Below are 22,779 nucleotides of genomic sequence, written 5' to 3'. Positions count from 1 at the left end.
CTTTCCTAAAAGTTGAGCTGGATATTGCCCCCGATAGTGAAAGGTTTTCCTTTTTGTCCTAACCCTTTGCCGCCGCTTTCAAAATAGAATGCCGTGTAATCGGTTGCTGTTATGTTCTTAGCCCAGATTGCAAAGGTAGCAAAACCTTTGGTTACGGAAAACTTTCCGTTCAGTAGTCCGTAATAAGGTTGCGATACTTTATTGTCTTCTTTCCAATAAATTCTACCTGTACCTGTATAATTCAGGCTGATTGTAAAACGGTCGATATGCGGACAGGGATTGGCACGGGTATAATCGGCTCCAATGGCGAATGTATGTGTGGGAACCATCGGCAAGAAATTTCCGGCGTAATCTGTTTTTCCGTTCTGGTATTTCTTAAATGTGGCGTGTGTAAAACCGTAATTGGCCTGTAGCATGAATCCGTTAAATAAATTCCCCTGCAAGCTGAGTTCTACCCCTTTGCTGACGGAGCGTCCTGCATTCTTGAGCATGGAACCTCTGCCGGATGGTAGAGGCTGGCTGATTTGCTGGTTCTTCCAATCGATATAGAAGAATGCAATTTCGGCACGCAAGCGGTTGTCCAGGAACGGGTGTTTGGCTCCGACTTCATAATTCCAACTGCTTTCTGGTTCGAAAGTACGGTCTTCGTCCCGCTCGAAGGAGGTATTGAAGCCACCGGTCTTATATCCTTTGGTAACGGTTGCATATACCAATCCGGTAGACGGAAACATATATTGCAGGGAAAACTTAGGGGTTACCTGGCTGAATTTCAGTTTGCTGTAGAATTTATCAACTTCTTTGCTGCTTGCTACAGAGTCTTTGTAATATAAAAAGTCGGTGGATGCTCTTTCGTAGTCATAACGGATACCGAACGTAAGGGAGAGACCTTTTACCAATAAATCGTCGATAGTTGATTGGTGATACAGGGCAAACCCGTAAGTCGGGATAGTATATAATTTACGGGTACTGTAATTCTGCGCCAGATAATCCAGGATAACCGTATTATCTATGCCTTGCCAGAATCCGAATGCCCCGAACAGCCATTTATAACGGCCTTTACTTGTGGATTTGATATTGAATTCTTCGGATACCATTTTCTGTTTCTGGTCCTGACGGGCGAAATAGATACTTTTAGGTGAAAAATCCTGGTCGATGCCCTGATGGTCTGATAAATATTGGAATGCGGTCTGGCTTCCGAGGCTGAAATTTTTACCGCGATATTCCAAACTAACGCCTGTGGTTGAAAGCGTCCGTTTGTAATAGCTGTAATCATTATAATTCACATCGCCCGGGCGATGGGTTACGGAGTCGCAAACGGCGTACGGATAACCTCCTTGGTCAGAGTAGTCATAACTGCTCATCAATTGTACGGAAAAGTCCGGACGGGGAAGCCATTCCAAGCGGATACGTCCGGAACCGGATTTCTGGTTGTCGGCTTTTTTATCCGTATATAGGTTGGTGAAGTACCCATCGCTCTTATTGTAATTGCCAGAAACCGCAATACCGAACTTCTCTCCGATGGAACGGTAATGGGAGAGGGCATAATCCTGAAGCCCATAAGTCCCATTTGAAATATACGCATTCGTGCCCTGGTATTTCAGGGGCGATTTGGTATATACATTAATAATACCTCCCATCGTATTACGTCCGTATAAAGTACCTTGCGGACCACGCAATACTTCTATCCGGTCTATCTCCGTGAAATTAAAATCGAGTGCCGATTTCTCGAAATAAGGAATCCCGTCGACATATAATCCTACAGACGGAGCGTTTATCTTGGAACCGATACCGCGGATGTAAACCGGAGAAGTCAGTTTGGAACCATAGTCCGGCATAAATAAGTTAGGGATAAAGGAACTGAATTCCTTTATCCCTGTTATATTCCGGTTCTGTATCGCTGTTCCCGTTACCGAAGAAGCGGAGAGAGGAGCCAGTCGCAGGCTTTTTTCCTGTTTGAATGATTCAACTACCACCTCGTCCAGATTAACCTGGCGGGTTTTCAGTGTGTCTGCCTCGATTTCTTTACCCCACCCGGTATATAGGGTGGATGCGGATAACAGGAATACAGATAGTATTTTATACATAAGATGTTTTTATATCGATTTAATTTGATTGACGAATCTTGCTTGTCAAGGTCATTCTATATTATTAAAATGAGACAATTACTTCGGCTCCTATCTGGAACGGTTTTCCCTTCTGGATGAATGAGTTGTTGAACGACTCGAAATAGAATGCCTGATAGTCCGTATTGGTTATGTTGCGGCTCCATACATTCAGGTTTACAATACCTTTGCGGATACCTGCTTTTCCGTTCAGCGTGCCATAGAATGGCTGGTTGATGTCATTCTTTTCCGTCCAGAAAATCTTACCGGCTCCGGTATATTGCAGGGCTACCATAAACTGGTCGATAAACTTGTTCCGCAATAGCTTGGTATATTGGAGCCCGGCACTAACCGTATGGCGCGGAGTGTATGGGATAAAGTTGTCTTTACAATCTATTTCGACGATCTTTCCGTTTACTTTGTCTTCATATTTATAGTCTCGGAAAGTGGCACGGGTAAAACCGTAATTTACATCGGCGGTCAAACCATTCGTTATTTGTCCGTGTAAACCGATTTCTACTCCGTAACTGTTGGCTTTACCTCCGTTGGTAATCATTCTACCGCTTCCGTTTTGGGCAAATCGTGTTAATTGGATATCGCGGATGTCCATATAAAATAAGGTAAGCTCCGCATTCAGCCTGTTCTTTATTAATTCGCTGCGAACTCCTAATTCGTAATTCCAGCTATGTTCGGGTTTATAGGAGGCTACATCTGCAACAGCAGAGGGTTCGGGATTTTTAAATTTATCTCTCATTGCAGGAGGCATTAACTTTTTAACATCCTCTATCAGGTTATATTTAGCTTGTGCCTGTACCAGGTCGCCAAACATTTGAATGTTGTATCCTCCGGTTTTATAACCTTTGGCAACAGATACATAAGTGAATGTTCCGGGAGAACACTGATAACGTAAGGATGCTTTAGGTAATACTTGTAGAAAGTCCTGTGCCTCTTTTCCTAATAAAGTCGCATTCATCAGGAAATCCTGATTGATTTCAGGCATACCGGGACCCATGCTCGGCATATATACATTCATTGTCATTCCTTCGACAGAGGAATTATATTTCATTTTTGCATTTTCATAGTCCAGACGTATTCCGGCTGTAATAGATAATCCGGGAATGAATAGATTGTTGTAGGTAGATTGGTGGAATGCTGCAAATCCATACGTGGGAGTATCGAAATTCCCGGGAAAATAGATTTGATTATTATCACCTTTTACCGTGAGCTTAGGCATCTTGATTTCATCAAATGCTTTTTGTAGAATGTCTTTGATGCCATCTTCCTTAAAAGTTACCGGACCGTCCGTATTCAGGCTATTATAAAAACCATAAGCGCCGAAGCTCCATTGATAATTCTTTTTATGGTTGGATTTGATAGCGAATTCCTGGCTCCATGCATATTGTTTCTGAACTTGATGCAGGGTGAAAATAGATTTCCGGGTATAGTCCTGGTCCATCTTCATATCATCTTTCAGATATTGATAAGCTGTTGTTGAGGTGAAAATAAAGTTCTTGTTTTTCCATTCCAGATAAAGGCTGTTGTTCAACATTCTCCGCCAGTAAGAAGCCGGGTCGTTGAAGCAGATAGGAGCAACCTCTCCGGTTTCCTTATCATACTGGCCATACGGGAAAGCTCCCTGGTCTACATAATCGAAATTAAAGGAATATTGCGCTTTCAGGGCATCGGTAATCATCCAATCCAGTTTGAAATGTCCGCCTGCCGCTTGTTCCATATCCGCCCGGGTATGGTTGTATTCGTTAATGAAAAAGCCATCGTTCCGGTCATAATAACCGCCTACTGCTATCCCTACACGGTCGCTTAATTTATTGTAATGGGAAGCCTTTGCTTTAAATGCGCCATAGTTCCCGGCAGAAACCTGCAGCTTGGTCCCCTGGTATGTAAGGGGGGAGAGTGTATAGATATTTACAATGCCTCCCATTGCATTACGTCCGTACAGCGTACCCTGTGGCCCGCGCAATACTTCAATGCGTTGAATATCGTTCAACTCAAAATCGAAAGCACTTTTATTCAGGTAAGGGACATTATCTACATAAAGTCCGATGGATTGTCCACTGCTTCGCGCTCCGATACCACGGATATAAATAGCCGAAGTCATCTTGGAACCATAATCCGGCATATACAGGTTGGGAACGAATGCACTGATATCTTTAAGCGCATCAATCTGCCGATTGGATATAGTTTGTGGTGATAAGATGGATACTGAGCCTGGCAACAAACGCAGATCGTTGGTTTCTTTTGTGGAAGAAGTAACTACAATTTCGTTAATATTATAAGTCTTAATTGTATCGTTTACAATTACATTATCAGCTTTAATTGTTTGTAAACCAGTCAAAAGACCTATGGTAAGAGGACATAGGTAGTGTAATCTCATCGTATCAAGTATTAATTTAGAATTTTATAATTGCAAAGGAAAGTGAAATAATAAAGGTAGTCAATCACTACATATAGTGATTTTAGAAAATAAAGTGGAGATGTTTATAACTCGATATCGTCTCCTGATATGATACCGTTCATAATTGCATAGAAAGTTAAACCGGATACTGTTTTGATACCCAGTTTGGCAGTTATATTTTTCCGGTGGGTTAAGACGGTATTTAGGCTGATATTCAGCTTATCTGCAATTTCTTTGTTGGTAATTCCTTTTACAATCAATTGTAGTACATCTGTTTCGCGGGAAGACAGTTCTTTATTGTTTTCTCCGGTTTGGCTATTTCCGTTATCATTTTCGAGCATCTGATGTATTTGCTCGAAAATAATCTCTTGTGGTGCGTATAAGGTAATATGGTTGGTGGCGGATAATCCTCCCGAGCCTTCCGGACCGTTTATCAGTACCATTGTCTTACTTTTCCGGGGAAGGAAAAAGTCGGTATTCAGCACCATGATGTCCGGATTGGTAAAATAGAAATCGAATGTATCGTTGCTTGCCGGAACAAATGCGTCGAATGTGGGGAAACAATGGACTTCTGCAGGTGGGAAATAATCTGTCAGGATATTTTGTAATCCGATACTTTGCAATGTGTCGGGCAGTATAATCGCTATTTGTTTGTTCCTGTGCATCTGGATCAGGATTAAATGCAAAGTTTTTCCATGGCTGAAACCATTGGGGTCAGAATGCGATACCGGATGCGGTTATGCTGTTTGATATCTTTTTCCAGGCTACTGATTGAGAAGATGACCGCATAACATAAATTCTCATCATAATTACCGGAAAGGTGCTTGACCATTATGCTTTTCAGGTCGGCCAGCAATGCTTCGATCGGATCTTCCGTCCGCTGTTCCGTTCCGAGGCAAAGAGTTTCTCTTTGTCCGTTTCCGGAATGGCTGTTTAATTTTTCGCTAAGGGAAAGACAATAAGGGAACCAAACCTGTTCGTCTTTTTCAATGCGTCCCGTTAACTCATCCTTGAAAGAAGAAAAGAATTTGCCAATCAGATTGAGTGTATTGTTTCCCGGAGTACTCATGGATATGAATGAACCGAGATGACGTTCTATATTGGGTATCTGGTAACGTTGGTAGTACAGGTTCGTTTTTCTCAAATAGTCTATAATCTGCGAAGTATGGAAAGTCTGCAACTTCTTTTCCGGGAAATATTCTTCGTTCAGGAAAGTATTGATTACCGTCAACAGGAAATCTGTATCCAGTTCGTATTCGTCGCAGATTGTTTTGACCGATTTGTCGCCCAGTCCGAGGCGGATACCAAAACGGTTAATGACAGGAATGAGTGAGGGGTGTTCCTCCACCACCTCACTCATTTGCATATTAGGATATACTAAAGGCATGTTTTTATGCTTCTTCCCATTGTTTACGTATAAGTTCTACAGCAGCAGGAACAAGAACATTACGATCTCCCTGGCATCCGCATTCGAAACTTATATAATTGTTATAACCAAGCATTTTCAATCCTTTGAAACCATTTACATAGTTATCGGCTTCACCGTCTTCGCCCGGCATGCTGCGGCGTTTACGGCTTGCGATATGAACATGCTGCAAATATTCTCCGGCAGAAAGGAATGCCCCCATATCGGAAGTTTCTTCCCAAGTCATGTGCCAGAAGTCACCCATACAGCGTACGCCCGGATTATTGATATCGCGGCAGATAGAAGCTGCATCCGCTACCTGGCGGAGATAAAACGCTTCTTTTCTGTTTAGCGGTTCAAAAATGACGGTTGTTCCGTGTTCCTTTGCGAAGTTACCCATTTCGTTGAATTGTTCGCATAAGAAGTCGCGGGTTTCCTGTGTATGTGGCAGTGCAGGGGTTTGTCCGTTGAATGCAGGAACGATAATTACACCTGTTGACCCCAATTCCCCGGCAGGAGCAATGATTTCCTTCATGGTATCCATGCACTGTTTGCGAATGGCTGGATCGGTTGAAAGGATGAAGCCTTTAAAACCGGCGCAGATAGCACTTACTTTAATGTTACGTCCGTTCAGGGCCTCTTTGATTTCCTTTACACGTCCGCCAAGTCCGCCGCCACCCGGTTCAAATCCTACAACTCCCAGCTTTTCCATTACGTCCAGCTTTTCGTTGAGTGTTTCGCCCGGAGCGATACCTTCCTGGAAGGAAATCTTTAATTCGGCATTTCCGTTGCAGCAGCTTTTGCCTTTGCCCGGGCACTTCTCTTCTGAGGCAGGTTTTGCCCCGCAAGCACTGAGTGCGGTACTTCCGACAGCAACAGCAGCACCGGATAATGTCGTTCTTAAAAAGTTTCTTCTATTTAATGTCATAACTTTTTATTCTTTATTTGTCATCGCGAGGTTTACCCGGAACCGGAACAGTAAATGTGCTCATATCCATTTTACCTAAGTTCAGGTCTTTCGGAGTATAATCCAGAGGAGATGCTGTCATTGCTTCCCAAGTAGTTTCTGCACCGGAGTAAGCAGATTCACGTCCCATAATTGCAGCCATATTGGAGATAGCCGTTTCAGAAGCCTGTTCGATCGGTTTGTTGGAACGGATACAGTTTACCCAGTTTACATGTTCCAATACGTACGGATTGTTCTGCTGGTGTTCGTTCTTTTCAGCTTCCTTGTCGTATTTCCAAATGATATTGCCTGCATTATCTTTGATAACGGTTTCATCGTTGGCTGTAGACCATGAACCTTTTGTTCCCTGGATAAATTCGCTTACGTTATTTACGCAACCGTCAATCTGGCGGGACATACTATGCATATGTACACCGTTCTCCATCGTGAAGTCGATGCTGAAGTTGTCATACTGGTCACCGGTGATACGGCGCTGGCGTGAACCGAAGCCAACAGCCTTTGCCGGTTTTAATCCGCTGAACCATGTAAATACGTCGATATTGTGAACGTGCTGTTCTACGATATGGTCTCCGGATAACCATTTCCAGTTCACCCAGTCCTTAATCATATATTCGCAATCGCTCCAACCCGGCTTGCGTTCGTTGAACCAAAGCATATTTTGATTCCAGTAAACAACACCACCGGTAATTTCACCGATAGCACCTTCCATGATTTTCTTATAAGATTCAACGTAGTTACGTTGGTGATGACGCTGTGTACCTGTTACGACGCAAAGGTTTTTAGCCTGTGCCTGTTTGGCTGTAGCCATGATTGTACGATAACCGACAGGGTCTACACAAATTGGTTTTTCAAGGAAACAATGTTTGCCTTTTTCTACCGCATATTGGAAATGTACAGGACGGAATACCGGAGGAGTAGCAATAATCAAAACATCGACGCCGCTATCGATTACCTGTTTGTAAGCATCCAGTCCTACAAAACGTTTATCAGCAGGAATGTCGATACCTTTTTCTTTCAAATCATTAGCCAGACCGTCCACTCTTTCTTTGAATGTATCACCTAAAGCAACGATTGTAACGCCGTTGGCTGCTTCAAGGAAGTTGAATGCTGCACCGGAACCACGACCACCGCAACCGATAACACCTGCTTTCAGTTCTTTACCGTCTGCAGCTTTGTCCGGCAATTCAGGAATATAATAAGTTCCCGGTTCTTTCAACGGTTTGTTAGCACTGTTCTCTGTACCGCCGCCAGAACAAGATGTTAAAACACTTGCACTACCACCACCGATAGCACCCAGTGCACCGGCCATTGCTGAACTCTTTAAAAAAGATCTTCTACTGATACTGTTCTCTTTTTTCATGATATATTAATTATTAGGTATCTATATTTTATTATTAGATTTCTCTGTTTATGGTTATTATTTAGCTCCTAATGAAGCATCGGGTTCGCAAACCACACGGAAACCGATACCGCGGATATCAGAATACCACCAGATACTTTTCGGTTGTTGGGGGTCTGTTTTCAGCCATGCATCATGTTTGGTATAATCGCGGGCTGCAGAACGGACATCGGCTGCATCAGAGGTGTAGTTGCCTCCACGTACCACCCATTCGGTTCCTTCTGTAACCAAAGGATTCGTTACTTTGTCTCCACCTTTGCTATAAGCTTCCGGATTGTATTTATCTGCGCAATATTCCATTACGTTACCCAGCATGTTTTTCAAACCGAACGGATTAGCCTTTACGCTTCCTGGTTCCTGAGTTTTGTTTTTGCTGTTCTTGCTGTAGATGACATAAGAACTGATACTGTCGGTTTTAGCATCAAAGAACTTGCGCCAGAAGCCCTGGTCTGAAAAATCTTTCGGATTACCGGCAAAGAAATAAGGGGTTTCTTTACCTCCGCGTGCTGCATATTCCCATTCAGCTTCTGTCGGAAGACGGTATTTTTTCCCTGTTTTCTTGGATAGCCACTGACAGAATGTTTCTGCAGCATAATGAGTCATCGTAATGGCCGGGCGGTCGCCGCCACCCCATCCCTGGTCTGGGAATCCGAACGGTGGAGTAGGACCGGATATGGCATCTACATTCGGGTTACTATTGTTAGCATAGATTTTTTCGGGAGGAGTACGTCCTTCACTCATTGTGTTGCCGTAAAATGCCCAGTATTGATCCCAGGTTACTTCCACTTCGGCCATGAAGAACGGGCTGAGTGTTACATCGCGAACCGGGCTTTCATCAGCTTTATGGAACGGCTCTTTTTCAGAGCTACCCATTTTGAAGGTTCCGCCGGGGATTGCTACCATTTTGAAAGAAACGGCTGTTCCTGGTATCTGTTCCGTATAGTCAGAGAAAGAGGCTATAACGGCAGGTTCTTTGAAAAATTTACTGGTATCGATACTTGTCTGTGCTGTAGTTCCCGGTACACCAACCATTTTAGAGTGGTTGTAATTCGGATTGTAATGTCCGGCATCCAGATGGCAACTGATACATTGCAAGTCTAATTTCTTTTCGTTTTCATCGTAATAAAGGTGGGCTGTGATACCGTCTTGGCTTATTCCTTCAGGAAATAAGTTCTGATGGCATTCCACACAAGATTTATTCGGTATGTACTTAACAGCATGTTCCAATTCGGATTTCACGTTCCAGTCGAAATCCGCACTGTCTTTGGTCAGATAAGACCACACATCCTTAAATCCTAATTTGGCTTTAGCCGTATAGTAATCCCATGTATCCTGTTGGGGCGGAAGATGACATGCTACGCAATGTGTTTTTACACCACTTCCGTTATTTACGTGCTTCGATAATTTCCAGCTGTCTTCCACATGCGGATGCACATGGCATATCATACAAGATTCATCAGAAGAAAAATATACGGTAGTCTGGTATATGGCAATCATTGCGCCTGCTCCTAAAATGAGTCCGAGCAGAAGAATAAAGGTTTTTCCCTTAAAAAAGTTCTTTTTTTTATCAAAAGAATAACGATTAGAGGCATTGTTATTAGTCATCTTATTCTATGGTAAACTGATTTACGATTAGTCTTGAATTAGATTTACAGATTTAAAAATCGGCAATAAAAGTACTGTTTTTGTTTATAAAATAAAAGATAGCATAGTCTATTTAACGAAATATGTTGTTCGATTATACTTTTTTACCAGTTATTACAAAAGCAGACTTCCTTGTTTTTTATATTACCGGATACTGACAATGCAGATTAAATTTTTATAAATTAAAAACTTATGTCAGCTTATCAATTTTGTGTATTGTCTGCATCCGGTAATTTGGATTTTTATTTATTCTATTTAAACATTAGAAGTTGGCCTGAATCGGTTTCATAATGAATGAAAATTCATAGTCTCCGTAATGCAGGCGGTATTGTTCCAGTGGCAGAGTTCCCCAGCTGGTAATACATCCTAATCCCATTTGAGCTTTGTCTATACACATATTTGTGTAATCGACCTGAGGTACCAGTTCGGAATGTCTTTGATCTTTCTGCATTCCGTCATCTAATGAATCTATGGAATAATGTAGGGCGGATGCGGAGAATGGAGCTTCTGCAATAAACATTAATCCATTTCCTCCCTTATTCATTTGTTTCCACCAGCGAATATCTGTTTTGTTTCCGTTTTCTTGCGGGCGGATATATGAATAGAATTGTTCCGATACAGTCTGTGTATAAAGTCCCAGATCCGTTACGTTATTACGGTCGGAATAGTTTTCAACCGGTCCTCTGCCGTAATATTTAATTTGTTCCAGATCTTTTGGCATTTGCATTTGCATACCGAAACGGAACATATCGGATACTTTGGCAGACTTGTCTGCTACCATTTTCTGGGTTACTTTTACCGTTCCTTCGTTGTTAATAACGTAAGTCAGATACAATTTTGCTTTTACGGCATCCATTGTATATTCTGCATTTACAGTCACCATATCATTTACGTTCTTGCCTGTAAGTGATTGCAGCTTTAATCCCGGTTGTTTCCATGCCGCATATACGTTTTGCAGGTTTGCACCCATGTCGTTATCGGTTGGAGCACGCCAGAAGTTCGGAGTCAGTTTGCCGTCTTCTTTCAGCATCGCCATGCCATTTACATCATATCTGCTCAGGAAACCGTCATGTTTGCCAAAATCGATACGGAAATCTTCTCCCTCAACAATCAGGTAATTAACATCATTATCCTTTATTGTTGGAGCAACTGTGGCAATATTTGTTTCCTGTTTGTTCCGGATGTCCAGCTCTTTAGCTTTATATGGGCGAACAACCAGCTGATTTTTAGCTACGGTAAATCCGGCAGGAAGCAGTGGCTCTGCTTTTTTCAGTTTAAATGCAACGTTCAGCAGCAATTCTTTGCATTTGCAAATGCCGTCCGTAGAATAATTCAATTTGACAGAACGGGTTTGTTGCGGGGCAACTTCCAGGTCTTTAACCATTCCGGTTTGCAGCACTTCTCCGTTTGCCAGTAATTCCCATTCGCAATAGTAATTATTCAGGTTACGGAAGAAGTTTTCATTATATACATTTACAACACCGTTAGCCAAGTCGGAAGGAGTTACCCAGATGGATTGGTAGATATGACCTACTTCATACATATGAGGATTCGGTTTACGGTCGGGACTGATCAGTCCGTTGTCCATAAAGTTGTTGTCAGATGCGTCATAACGGTTCCAGTCGCCTCCGTATGCATAGAAAGGAACGCCGTCTTTATTTTTCCAGCGTAAAGACTGGTCGACAAAGTCCCAGATAAATCCGCCCTGGTATTTCGGATATTTACGGACTAAATCCCAGTATTCCTTGAAGCCTCCTTCCGAATTACCCATAGCATGTGCATATTCACATTGGATAAGCGGTTTATCTATGTTCCCTTTACAATATTCTTCACTGTCTTTGTAGTTACGGTACATCGGGCAGAAAATATCGGTGAACTCGTTTGTTCCGGCTTGTTCGTATTGTACGGCACGGCTTTTATCTTCGTTCTTAATCCATTTATAGCAAGCTTCAAAGTTTGGACCGAAACCTGCTTCGTTACCTAATGACCAGAAGATGATAGACGGATGGTTGTAGCCGCGCTGTACGTTACGCTGGTTGCGTTCCAGATGAGCTTTGGCATAGGACGGATTTTTAGCCAGTGTCTGGTCTCCGTATCCCATTCCGTGAGATTCGACATTTGCTTCAGCTACCAGATAGATACCATATTCATCACACAGGTCATACCATAAGTTGTTATCCGGATAATGGCAGGTACGGACCGCATTGATATTAAATTCTTTCATCACCTTGATATCCTGTATCATGCGTTCCGGTGAAACAACATAACCGCCGTCAGGGTCCATTTCATGGCGGTCTGCCCCTTTGAACAGAACCGGTTGTCCGTTGACGAGGATTTGTGCATTTTTCAGTTCTATTTTGCGGAAACCTACTTTTACGGGAATAACTTCCGAAATGTTGTTGCCATCTTTAAATGTAGCAACCAATGTATATAAATCAGGAGTTTCGGCTGTCCATTTCAATGGATTGGAAACTGCCATTTCTGTTGTCACTTTTCCTGAACCTTTTACAGAAGATGTAGCGACAGAGTTTCCTGCTTTATCGAGAAGTTTTAAGTCTACTGTTCCATTGCCTTTAATATTTAAAGCAACATTCAGAGTTGCATCTTTATACTGTGCATCCAAATCGGGAGTAACCCGGATATCCTGTATATATTTCGGATTGCGGGCGTATAGATAACAGTCACGTCCGACACCGGATAAACGGAGGAAGTCCTGGTCTTCGAGGTAAGTACCGTCGCACCAGCGGAAAGTCTGGAAAGCAATCAGGTTTTTACCCGGTTTCAGGTATTTGGTCAGATTGAATTCCGCTTCCAGTTTGCTGTCTTCGCTATAACCGACGAATTGCCCGTTTACCCATAAATACATATTGGAGGTAACCGAACCGAAATGGGCAAAGATTTCTTTGCCTTTCCAATCTGCGGGAATAATGATTTCTTTTCTGTAGGAACCCACATGGTTGTTTTCTACAGGCACTTCCGGAGGGTTGTTCTTAAACTGACTTCTCCATGGATAACCTACATTTACATAAATGGGGTCGCCATATCCGTTCAATTCCCAAAGTCCGGGCACTTTCATAGTATCCCATCCTTTGTCATTAAAATTTGCTTTATAAAAGTCAGTAGGACGCATGTCTGCATTTTTCACCCAATTGAATTTCCATGTACCGTTTAAAGTCATAAAATTCTCGGATGATTCTTTACAGCCCTTTAGTGCACTGTTTTCATTTTTGTAAGCAAAATAGTTGGCGTGCATGGGAGCCCTGTTGATTTCATTCACATTCGGGTCTCGCCATTCGTTGCTTTGAGCAAATGCAGTCGTCCCCAGCAAGGATAAACCGCATACAAGTAAGTTTAGTTTCATATGTGTTTGTTTATAGAGAATTGTTATTCAACCCATTTTTGCCATTTTACGTCATTGTTGTATCCTGCTTCAACCATGGTTTCAACAAATTGCATACCTCTTACCCCGTCGTATACAGTCGGGAAATCCAGACAATTGCCACAAGGTTTTTCTCCTTTTTTAATTGCCATGACAGTGAGGGCAAAGTTTCTGTAAATATTAGCGAATGCTTCGATAAATCCTTCCGGATGTCCGGCTGGTGTCCGGGTGTTCCATAGCGCTTGTTCGCTCAGATAGCCGTTATTGCCTATATTAAGAACTTCGGTTGGACGGTCGGACCATTTCAGTGTCAATGTGTTCGGTTCCATCTGCCGCCATTCCAGTCCACCCTTTTCTCCGTATACGCGGATACGGATGTTGTTTGCTTCTCCTGCTCCGATTTGTGTTGCCGTCAATACGCCGGTTACATCGTTTTCATAATGCAGGAAAGCAGCTCCGTCATCATCAATAGGACGTCCGGGAACGAACGCTTTCAGTTCGGCACATAATTCCTGTACCTTCAGTCCGGTAATATATTCGCTTAGGTGCCAGGCATGTGTACCGATATCGCCTATGCAGCCTGCTTTACCCGAACGTTTCGGGTCTGTACGCCAGCCTGCATTATTTCCACCTTGCAATTCTATGCGGTCGGACAGCCATCCTTGGGTATATTCAACATATACCCGGCGTAGTTTGCCCAGTTCGCCGTTGGCAATGCGTGCTTTTGCTTCTTTTACGGCAGGGTATGCCGAATATACATGGGTAAGAGCCAGTACCAGCCCGGTTTCTTCTACTTTTTGTTGGAGGAGTTTGGCTTCTTCAAGTGAAAAAGTCATCGGTTTATCTACTACGACATGGAAACCTCTTTCAAGAGCCATCATAGCAGGTTCGAAATGCCACCGGTTGGGAGTTACTATGGTAACAAAGTCCATTCGTTCATCTTCCGGCAGAGTCATTTCATGTTCAAACATTTCCTGATAGGAACTGTAGATTCTATCTTCCGGTAAGAAATAGGAAAGCCCTGAGCTTTTAGAAATTTCAGGATCGATACTGAAACATCCGCAAACTAATTCGATCTGGTTGTCCATAAAAGCGGCTCTGCGATGGATTGCTCCGATAAAAGCGTCGCTACCTCCGCCTACCATTCCCATTCTTAACTTTCTGTTCTTCATGATATATTAAATTTTTAGTGAATTGAGAGCTTAAAAATATAACTGTTGTAGTTGTATAAGCTTCTTCTGTGCTGGTTCAAAATTACAAAATAAGGAAATATGAGCATACCTTTTGTATTGATTATTTTCTCTTTTAAAGCGGAAAGAGAGCAGATTGCATCATTTTCGGGAAAAAGTGAAACATTATCTCAAATTTGAGACAGGAGGATAATGTGGTGGAAAAAGAAAAAAGAAGATATTTGATTTTGAATGATGGTTTGGATGAATAGAAGAACCAGGTACGCGGATGACCCCAGATTGGGCGGATTAGAACGGATTTTAAAATTATTCTTATCCGTCTTAATCCGTCCAATCCGCGTTGTCCGTAAACCTGGTTCTTCTGTTTCAGGGTCTTATTGCATTATTCCATTCCCGGATTTTGCTTTATTGCCGTATTACGTTTGATTTCGTCACGTTTGATAGGTGCAAAGTATAGTTTGTTGTCCCATTTGCGTGTTTCACGGAAAGATAAATCGGTTACATAATAGGTGTAATCCCATTTCTTTTCATCATGGATATAAGGTAATTTGGAACTTTGTCCTTGTTTCAGGCGTGCAACGATTGCGATACCTGTTACTTCGCGAATCACGTTCGGGGCGATCATCCAGCGACGGATATCATAATAGCGGGAGTTTTCATATGCCAGTTCGGAGCGGCGTTCACGCTGGAGGAATTTACGCATATTTTCCTGGTCGAATGCTTGTCCGCGCTTAGTCAGTGTGGTTTTTGTATCCGGGCGTCCGATGCGTCCGCGCAAATCATCCAGAAAATCGGCAGCATCATCCAATTCGTTTAATTCAATGCATGCTTCTGCTGCAATTAAATACATTTCAGCTAAGCGGATGTACGGATAGGTTGCTGTTTGCCAGTTATGTTCGGTGGCATTGAATTTGGTGTCTATCAGTTTCTTTTCAACATAGCCGGTAACGGAGCCATTCCAGTTTTCAATAGAAGATTTACGGGTGTCTACGCCATTAACCCCTTTAAATGTGATTTCTTTTGTCGGATTGCCTTGTTTGTCATAAGCGACAGGTGCTTTAATATCACTGCCATCCGGAGATTCATAGAATCCCATTTGTAAAGTACCCAGTGGAGTCGGGTCGAATGCAGCCGCATCGGATGGACGTGGACGTCCCCATTCCAATCCATCATAACCGATAGTCGCATAGAAGCGAGGTTCACGGTTCAGGTACGGATTTTTTGTGGTCGTTTCTTCTATTTTCAACATAGAATTGTTGATTGTGCCATCTTCCATTTCGAAAGACATAACCAGATCGTTTGTCGGTGTAACGCCTCCCCAGTTGTGGTAACCGTTAGGCCCGTGGCATTGAGCTGCGCGGTTACGAACGTTACTGTCGTCCACATCTTTATTGATGAATTGTTTGTAGAAGATAGATTCCGAATTGTTTGTCAAAGAAATATCGTGGTATTTATCTGCAATTTCCATGATTGTATTTGCATTACAATCAACAAGAGTATAATTTTTCAGGCCGATAACTTCTTTTGCTGCATCTCTTGCCTGTTCGTATAGCTTTTTACGATCTCCATTGTATTGGTTGCATTCCAATGTGTTGACAGAGCGGTCTGCAAATAACGGACTGGCAACATGCAACAGGATACGGGCCTTTAATGCTTTTGCTGCCCCTTGGGTAGCACGTCCCGGATCTGCTGTTTCGGGAAGCAATGGAATCGCTTTTTCTATATCCTTTAAGATAAAGTCCAGGCAATCTGCCATATTGCTGCGGGGAAGGCTTAATTGGGATGCTTCTTCTATGGAATAAGTTTTATCAACTAAAGGAACTCCGCCAAAACCTCTTACCAGTTCTGTATACAGGTAAGCGCGCAGAAAAAGAACCTCACCCTTCATGATTTTTAAATTGTAACCAACTTTTTCCGGAACTTTATCTATATTTTCCAAAAACAGGTTGGTACGATAAATCCCTTTGTAAGCATTATACCATTTGAACGGGCATTTGTCGTCATCATACCAACGGAGGTCGCTACCCGAAACAGTGGCCTCGTTGATCGCCTTCATTCCATAATCGTGGGTAAAGTAAGCATCATCAGTTAAAGCTGAAGTGTTGGATTCTTCCGAGCCATGAACGATGTAAGCATAAATGTCGTTTACCACAGCTTGTACAAGACCGGCATCCGACCATACAGCATCTTCTGCATACTGGTCTTCCGGTTTTAAATCCATGAAATCGGAACAGGAGTTCATGGATACCGTTAATCCTAATGTTGCCGCAAGGCATATATATTTAAATGTCTTTTTCATAATTTACTCTGTTAGAAGGTTGCTTGAACACCAAAATTAATAACTCGTCTCAGCGGATAGGAGGATAAGTCTTTGTTTCTCTGTTCCGGGTCTGCATCTTTAATACCGTCGATAGTAAAGATGTTGGAAGCGTTTGTATACAGGCGTAATTTGGAGAAGCCCACATTTTTCAAGGCGTCCAGATTGAAAGTGTAGCCCAGTTCAACATTTTTCAAACGCAGGTAATCTGCATTTTTCAGGAAGTAAGTACTGTTATTGGACGGACTTACCCAATATTGATTTTCACGTTCGTAGGTACGCGGACCGTTTGCATCCGGATTTTCCGGTGTCCAGCGTTCGTCGTAATAACGTTTCAAGAAGTTACCGATTGTGCCTGACCATGTCTGGATATACATTTGCCCGCCTAAACCAGCCTGGAATAAAGCCATGATGTCCCATCCTTTCCAGCTTGCTCCTAATGTGATGCCGGCTACGAAGCGAGGCTCGTCGGTCTTGTCTGAACGTATACGGTCGTCTGCATCGATTTTACCGTCGCCATTCACATCGCGGAAACGGATGTCTCCGGGAACGGCCGATGTTTTCTTGTTGCCGTTGGCATCCAGAATCGGTTTACCGTCTTTATCCTGTTCTTCGCCCCAAGTTGGATAGCTGTTGATTTCAGCCTGGTTGTGGAAGATTCCATCGGCTACATAATACAGGTTAGCACCTACCGGCATGCCTGTCGATTCCTGATAAGAAGGAATCCCCGGCGTTTCGTCCCAGAATAAAATCTTATTTTTCGCATAAGTCATGTTAAATGAAGCATAGTAATCTACATTTCCGGCTCTGTCGTTCCAGCTTACCAGCATTTCCATACCCCGGTTGCACATCTCTCCGATATTTTCTTTCGGAAGAGTGATACCTGTTATTTCCGGTAAAGAAGCATTTCTTGAAATCAGCATATGGGTACGTTTATGGTAAAAAGCATCGGCTTCGACACTTAAACGGTTTTGCAGGAATTTGAAGTCCATACCGACATTGTAAGTCGTTCCTACTTCCCAGGTAATATTCGGGTTCGGAGTACGTGTCGGATACAAACGTTTTTGTTCTGTTCCGTTGAAAATGGAACCGTAGGTTGTAAATCCGTATGTGTTCAGGTATTGAATGGAACGGTCATAATTGTTATTGGAGTCCAGTAGAGCATCGTTACCTGTCTGTGAAACAGAAGCACGCAGTTTGAAGTAGTCGATAAAACGGATGTTTTCTTTCCACCAGTTTTCTTCGGAAGCACGCCATGCAACAGACACGCCGGGGAAGAATCCGTACCGTTTATCTTTCGGGAAGCGGTAAGAACCGTCGGCACGCCATACGAATTCAAATAAATAACGTTCCATAAAGTTGTAAGATACACGTCCGAAATAGTTTAAACGGGCTTCTTTCCATGAATAACCGGAGTTTCTTTGTCCTTCGTCCGAACCCAGGCTCAGTTCGGGATTTAAGTCGGAGATAAAACCTTTGCGATAGGCATCCGTATATTGCTTGTGTTTTTTCTGGGCTTCCACACCAACTGTAATGCCAATGTTGTGTTTGCCGAAAGTACGGTTATAATCGATCAGGCCATTCACCATCCAGTCTGTTTGGTCTGAATGTTCTCTTGTTAATTCAGGTTCTTCGATCCAGCGCTTGGCACCGCTTAGACCGGAACTGTCTTCATGTATATTATCCCATGAGTAAAGGACGATCGGTTTTTTAAATAATCTTCTGTTGTAGAAATGTACGTCATAAGAAGCATTACCACGCAAACTCAAACCTTCAACCCAAGGTATCTGAATATTTACAGAGGCGTTGTTCTGGATATAGTAGTTCTTTTGTTTGTCGAATCCGGCATAATCCGTACAGGTTACGGCCGGGTTATCGCCACGTTCGATATCCGGTCCCGGTTCTCCGGTAGGCCAGAATGCCGGCTGTGTCGGTTTGCTGCGTCGGATACCGGCGAAAATATCACCTGCGCTTTTTGCCGGATACTGGGTGTTTTCCATACGGGCCGTTGTTCCTATTTGGAAACTTACATATTTGCTCGTTTTTATATCCAGGTTGGTACGCAAGCTGAATTGGTCGTAGCGGTTTGCCGAGTTTTTATATAGACCGTCTTCACCATTAGCAGCCAGGTTGACATAATATTTTACTTTTTCAGTACCACCGCTTACACCTACGTCGGCACGGTATAAAGGAGATGCGTTTTTCAATACCGTATCAAACCAGTCCGTATTGGGATGTCCCCAAGGGTCGCTACCGTCCTGAAACTTTGTCAAATCATCCTGGCTGTATGTGCCCGGGTTGATTTCATTCATCATGGTTGCATATTCGAAGGCGTTACACATTTTCGGTAAACGGCTGGGTTGTGAGAAACCGCCGCTGGCATTGAAAGACACGGTCGGTTTACCCTCTTTGCCTCGTTTTGTAGTAATCAAAATTACACCGTTTGCTGCACGGGCTCCGTAGATAGCAGCAGAGGCGTCTTTCAAAACGGAGATTGTTTCAATTTCATTCGGATTGATACGGTTCATACCGCCATCACGGTCTGGGATACCGTCGATTACAACCAGCGGGTCCTTACTACCCAGAGAGTTTGTACCGCGGATACGGATTGTTGTACCGCCACCGCCCGGTTCGTCGGCTGTCTGGAAACCGATGACACCCGGCATACGTCCTACCATACCGTTTGTCAGGTTGGTAGTAGGAGAGGCAAGTAGTTCATCACCTGTTACGCTGGCGACAGAACCGGTAACCGTAACCTTTTTCTGCGTGCCGTAACCGACAACTACTACTTCATCCAGTTTTTGAGTGTCTTCTTTTAGCGTTACATTAATAGATGATTGGTTCCCTGCTGTAATTTCCTGAGGCTGGTATCCGATATAGGAAAATACGAGCGTTGCATTAGCCGGTATTTCCAGGCTGTATTTACCATCCATATCGGTAATAATACCGATTGTAGTACCTTTTACAGATACGTTTACACCGATTAAGGGTTCGCCGTTGGCGTCGACAACAGTCCCTTTGATTGTTTTTTGCTGGGCAAACACTGTGGTTGTACATAGCGCGAGGAACAGTAAGGTTAACATCCTGAATAGGTGGCATGTCCCGCGATTGTTAGTGAGTGTGCTTTTCTTAAAAGATTCTTCCATACTCTTTGTGTTATTAATGAATATAAGGTTAAAAAACATAGAGGACGTATCCGTCCAAGTGAATTTTGAATTTTAAAATTATGTTACCATTGCTGTTTGTGTTAATTAGGTGTTTATAATGAGAGAGATTGTTTTTGTGAATTTTGTTTGTGAAAATTGATTGAATAAATGAACATTGGATAAACAGTTTTGTTTTGAGAGGCAACTTGTTTCAGGAGGTCTCTATGAGAGGTTTTGTCCGGATTGAATACGCAAGACAAGCAAGCATTAATATACTTGCCCTCTTGATTAAATAATTAATCGTACTTCGTCTCATACTCAAAATAATTTGAGGTAAACACTTGAATCTGTCTCTAATTCTATTCATGGCGGTAAATCACAAGCTTTGTTAATAGTTTTTCACTATTCAATGCTGCAAATATATTACAAAATGTTATATGTGCAAAAATAAATGAAATAAATTATTGCATTATATATTAATTTTTTTTAGCTACAATTGTTAAATTGCCCGTATGAATAACATCTTAGAGAATATAGATACAATACGAAGAAATAAAGGTTATTCGCAGGAATACCTGGCTGCCCAGATTGGAATGAAACAAGCTGGATTAAGCCTTATCATGTCCGGCGAAAGAGAACTTAAGTATAATACTTTATTGCAGATTGCAAAGGTATTACAGGTGTCTGTAGTCGATATTATTACATTTCCGGACAAATACACGCTTACCAAAGGGGGAGAAGTTATAACGGAGGCTGTATTACAAATAAAATTAGACCCGGAAAAAAAAGACCAGGTACTTAAAATTGTTTTTGGGGAACAAGCTTCGGAATTATTAAAATCCAAATAATTGGAAGAGGAGAGAATTCTTACTGTTTCTTTTAACGTAAGCACGGAAGGAGAGGCTCGAACTCCCGACACCTGGTTTTGGAGACCAGTGCTCTACCAACTGAGCTACTTCCGTATTGCGGGTGCAAAGGTAGGATAATATTTTTAATATGCAAGAGATTTAAAAAAGTTCTTAGACGATTTGTTTACTCCGGGCCGGGCCGGTAGTTTTTATTTGTAGTTATGTTTTCGGGAATCATAACTATGGTTTTAGAAAATCATAGTTATGGTTTTGAAAAATCATAACTATGAATGATAAATTATTCCAGTCCGGTGGGCAATCTTTGCCCATAACCTGTCTGATTGTTAAATATCGCTGAACTTTCTATTTTTATGAATAATCTGAATGTTGTATGGGGAAACTGTTTATCTTTGGCGCAATCAAGTAAAAATGTTAATCCGATCTATTATCAAAAAGTAAATGGTATGAAAGATGAACTTAAAATGAATGCGAACCTTTTGGTTGCAGCTCTCCAGAAACCCTCTTGTGAATTTACTAAAGCCGATATTATTTCTTATATAGAAGAAAATAGTATCCGCATGGTCAATTTTATGTATCCGGCCGGTGACGGACGCCTGAAGACATTGAATTTTGTGATAAATAATGCAGCTTACTTGGATGCAATCCTGACTTGTGGAGAACGTGTGGATGGTTCAAGCCTGTTTTCTTTTATCGAAGCGGGAAGTAGCGACCTGTATGTAATACCTCGTTTCCGTACGGCTTTTATTGACCCGTTTGCGGAAATTCCGACTTTGAGCATGCTGTGTTCCTTCTTTAATAAAGACGGCGAACCGCTGGAAAGTTCTCCTGAGTATACTTTGTATAAGGCAAGCAAGGCTTTCACCGAAGTAACAGGAATGGAATTTGAAGCGATGGGAGAACTTGAATATTATGTAATATCCGACGAAGAAGAACTGTTCCCGGCAACAGATCAGCGTGGCTACCACGAATCCGGACCATATGCCAAGTTTAACCAGTTCCGTACGCAATGTATGCAGTATATCGCACAGGCCGGCGGGCAGATAAAATACGGTCATTCCGAAGTTGGTAATTTTACTTTGAATGGAAAAGTATATGAGCAGAATGAAATTGAGTTTTTACCGACGAAGGTAGAAGATGCTGCAGACCAGTTGATGATTGCCAAATGGGTAATCCGTAACCTGGCCTATGAATATGGATTGGATATCACGTTTGCTCCTAAAATTACGGCAGGTAAAGCCGGTTCGGGCTTGCATGTTCATATGCGTATTATGAAAGACGGCAAGAACCAGATGCTGGCAAACGGTGTATTGTCGGAAACGGCACGTAAGGCGATAGCTGGAATGATGAAGTTGGCTCCGTCTATTACTGCATTCGGTAATACCAATCCGACTTCTTATTTCCGTCTGGTACCTCACCAGGAAGCTCCTACCAATATTTGTTGGGGTGACCGGAACCGTTCCGTATTGGTACGTGTGCCGCTCGGATGGGCTGCAAAGAAAGATATGTGTGCATTGGCAAATCCGTTGGAAAAAGATAGCCATTACGATACGACTCAAAAACAAACCGTAGAAATGCGTTCGCCGGATGGTTCTGCCGACTTGTACCAGCTACTTGCCGGATTGGCTGTAGCCTGCCGTCATGGTTTTGAAATTCCGGATGCATTGGAAGTTGCCGAAAAGACGTATGTAAATGTAAATATCCACCAGGATGAAAATAAAGACCGTCTGAAATCTTTGGATCAACTGCCGGATAGTTGTATGGCTTCCGCAGAACGTTTGCAGAAACAGCGTGCTGTTTTCGAACAATACAAAGTATTTAGTCCGAGCATGATCGATGGCATTATTAAAAAGTTGAAAGATTATAATGACTTGACCTTGCGTGAGGATTTAAAAAATGACCCGGAAGGCATGCTGGAATTGGTAACACGTTATTTCCATTGCGGATAACC

The 22,779-nt window shown here is 42.5% G+C and carries 13 protein-coding genes and 1 tRNA gene; 2 read left to right on the top strand and 12 right to left on the bottom strand.

Going from position 1 to position 22,779, the window contains the following annotated elements; genetic code table 11:
• Nucleotides 1-5: 5 nt before the first annotated feature.
• From ACGE0T_RS13910 to ACGE0T_RS13860, 11 genes are all read right to left on the bottom strand, one after another.
• The gene (locus ACGE0T_RS13910; RefSeq protein WP_459187224.1) at nt 6-2,084 is read right to left on the bottom strand and encodes a TonB-dependent receptor; all 2,079 of its coding nucleotides are present in this window, start codon (nt 2,082-2,084) and stop codon (nt 6-8) included.
• Between the two features lie 64 nt (nt 2,085-2,148).
• A complete protein-coding gene (locus ACGE0T_RS13905) occupies nt 2,149-4,494 on the bottom strand; it encodes a TonB-dependent receptor (RefSeq protein WP_459187223.1) in 2,346 nt (781 codons plus the stop codon).
• A 104-nt stretch (nt 4,495-4,598) separates the two neighbouring features.
• Entirely contained in the window at nt 4,599-5,180 is a 582-nt protein-coding gene (locus tag ACGE0T_RS13900; protein WP_459187222.1) for a response regulator transcription factor, read from the bottom strand.
• Between the two features lie 11 nt (nt 5,181-5,191).
• Nucleotides 5,192-5,881, bottom strand: a complete 690-nt coding sequence (locus ACGE0T_RS13895) for a helix-turn-helix transcriptional regulator (RefSeq protein ID WP_459190476.1) — start codon at nt 5,879-5,881, stop codon at nt 5,192-5,194.
• 25 nt (nt 5,882-5,906) lie between these two features.
• A complete protein-coding gene (locus tag ACGE0T_RS13890; protein WP_459187221.1) occupies nt 5,907-6,848 on the bottom strand; it encodes a sugar phosphate isomerase/epimerase family protein in 942 nt (313 codons plus the stop codon).
• A 13-nt stretch (nt 6,849-6,861) separates the two neighbouring features.
• On the bottom strand, nt 6,862-8,247 hold the full coding sequence (locus ACGE0T_RS13885) for a Gfo/Idh/MocA family protein (RefSeq protein ID WP_459187220.1): 1,386 nt from the start codon (nt 8,245-8,247) through the stop codon (nt 6,862-6,864).
• A gap of 57 nt (nt 8,248-8,304) precedes the next feature.
• On the bottom strand, nt 8,305-9,891 hold the full coding sequence (locus ACGE0T_RS13880) for an SUMF1/EgtB/PvdO family nonheme iron enzyme (RefSeq protein WP_459187219.1): 1,587 nt from the start codon (nt 9,889-9,891) through the stop codon (nt 8,305-8,307).
• A 301-nt stretch (nt 9,892-10,192) separates the two neighbouring features.
• Entirely contained in the window at nt 10,193-13,291 is a 3,099-nt protein-coding gene (gene lacZ, locus ACGE0T_RS13875; RefSeq protein ID WP_459187218.1) for a beta-galactosidase, LacZ type, read from the bottom strand.
• A gap of 23 nt (nt 13,292-13,314) precedes the next feature.
• A complete protein-coding gene (locus tag ACGE0T_RS13870; protein ID WP_459187217.1) occupies nt 13,315-14,481 on the bottom strand; it encodes a Gfo/Idh/MocA family protein in 1,167 nt (388 codons plus the stop codon).
• A 400-nt stretch (nt 14,482-14,881) separates the two neighbouring features.
• Nucleotides 14,882-16,798: a RagB/SusD family nutrient uptake outer membrane protein gene (locus tag ACGE0T_RS13865; protein WP_459187216.1), complete on the bottom strand. Its 1,917-nt coding sequence runs from the start codon at nt 16,796-16,798 to the stop codon at nt 14,882-14,884.
• Between the two features lie 11 nt (nt 16,799-16,809).
• Nucleotides 16,810-19,962 (bottom strand): SusC/RagA family TonB-linked outer membrane protein, encoded by a 3,153-nt coding sequence (locus ACGE0T_RS13860; protein ID WP_459187215.1) that lies wholly within the window; start codon nt 19,960-19,962, stop codon nt 16,810-16,812.
• Between the two features lie 512 nt (nt 19,963-20,474).
• Here ACGE0T_RS13860 and ACGE0T_RS13855 point away from each other — a divergent pair.
• A complete protein-coding gene (locus ACGE0T_RS13855; RefSeq protein ID WP_459187214.1) occupies nt 20,475-20,810 on the top strand; it encodes a helix-turn-helix domain-containing protein in 336 nt (111 codons plus the stop codon).
• A 41-nt stretch (nt 20,811-20,851) separates the two neighbouring features.
• On the opposite strand, the gene ACGE0T_RS13850 is transcribed toward ACGE0T_RS13855, so the two are convergent.
• A tRNA-Trp gene (locus ACGE0T_RS13850) sits at nt 20,852-20,924 on the bottom strand.
• A gap of 350 nt (nt 20,925-21,274) precedes the next feature.
• Between ACGE0T_RS13850 and ACGE0T_RS13845 the strand changes: the two genes are divergently transcribed.
• Nucleotides 21,275-22,777 (top strand): glutamine synthetase family protein, encoded by a 1,503-nt coding sequence (locus ACGE0T_RS13845; RefSeq protein ID WP_459187213.1) that lies wholly within the window; start codon nt 21,275-21,277, stop codon nt 22,775-22,777.
• Nucleotides 22,778-22,779 lie beyond the last annotated feature (2 nt).

It is taken from the genome of Parabacteroides sp. APC149_11_2_Y6 (assembly GCF_054506995.1).
This window is presented reverse-complemented; position numbering and strand designations above follow the sequence as displayed.

Bases quoted from the DNA above. Each gene is read 5' to 3' on its own strand.
- ACGE0T_RS13910 (WP_459187224.1), bottom strand. From the start codon at position 2,084: ATGTATAAAATACTATCTGTATTCCTGTTATCCGCATCCACCCTATAT.
- ACGE0T_RS13905 (WP_459187223.1), bottom strand. From the start codon at position 4,494: ATGAGATTACACTACCTATGTCCTCTTACCATAGGTCTTTTGACTGGT.
- ACGE0T_RS13900 (WP_459187222.1), bottom strand. From the start codon at position 5,180: ATGCACAGGAACAAACAAATAGCGATTATACTGCCCGACACATTGCAA.
- ACGE0T_RS13895 (WP_459190476.1), bottom strand. From the start codon at position 5,881: ATGCAAATGAGTGAGGTGGTGGAGGAACACCCCTCACTCATTCCTGTC.
- ACGE0T_RS13890 (WP_459187221.1), bottom strand. From the start codon at position 6,848: ATGACATTAAATAGAAGAAACTTTTTAAGAACGACATTATCCGGTGCT.
- ACGE0T_RS13885 (WP_459187220.1), bottom strand. From the start codon at position 8,247: ATGAAAAAAGAGAACAGTATCAGTAGAAGATCTTTTTTAAAGAGTTCA.
- ACGE0T_RS13880 (WP_459187219.1), bottom strand. From the start codon at position 9,891: ATGACTAATAACAATGCCTCTAATCGTTATTCTTTTGATAAAAAAAAG.
- lacZ (WP_459187218.1), bottom strand. From the start codon at position 13,291: ATGAAACTAAACTTACTTGTATGCGGTTTATCCTTGCTGGGGACGACT.
- ACGE0T_RS13870 (WP_459187217.1), bottom strand. From the start codon at position 14,481: ATGAAGAACAGAAAGTTAAGAATGGGAATGGTAGGCGGAGGTAGCGAC.
- ACGE0T_RS13865 (WP_459187216.1), bottom strand. From the start codon at position 16,798: ATGAAAAAGACATTTAAATATATATGCCTTGCGGCAACATTAGGATTA.
- ACGE0T_RS13860 (WP_459187215.1), bottom strand. From the start codon at position 19,962: ATGGAAGAATCTTTTAAGAAAAGCACACTCACTAACAATCGCGGGACA.
- ACGE0T_RS13855 (WP_459187214.1), top strand. From the start codon at position 20,475: ATGAATAACATCTTAGAGAATATAGATACAATACGAAGAAATAAAGGT.
- ACGE0T_RS13845 (WP_459187213.1), top strand. From the start codon at position 21,275: ATGAAAGATGAACTTAAAATGAATGCGAACCTTTTGGTTGCAGCTCTC.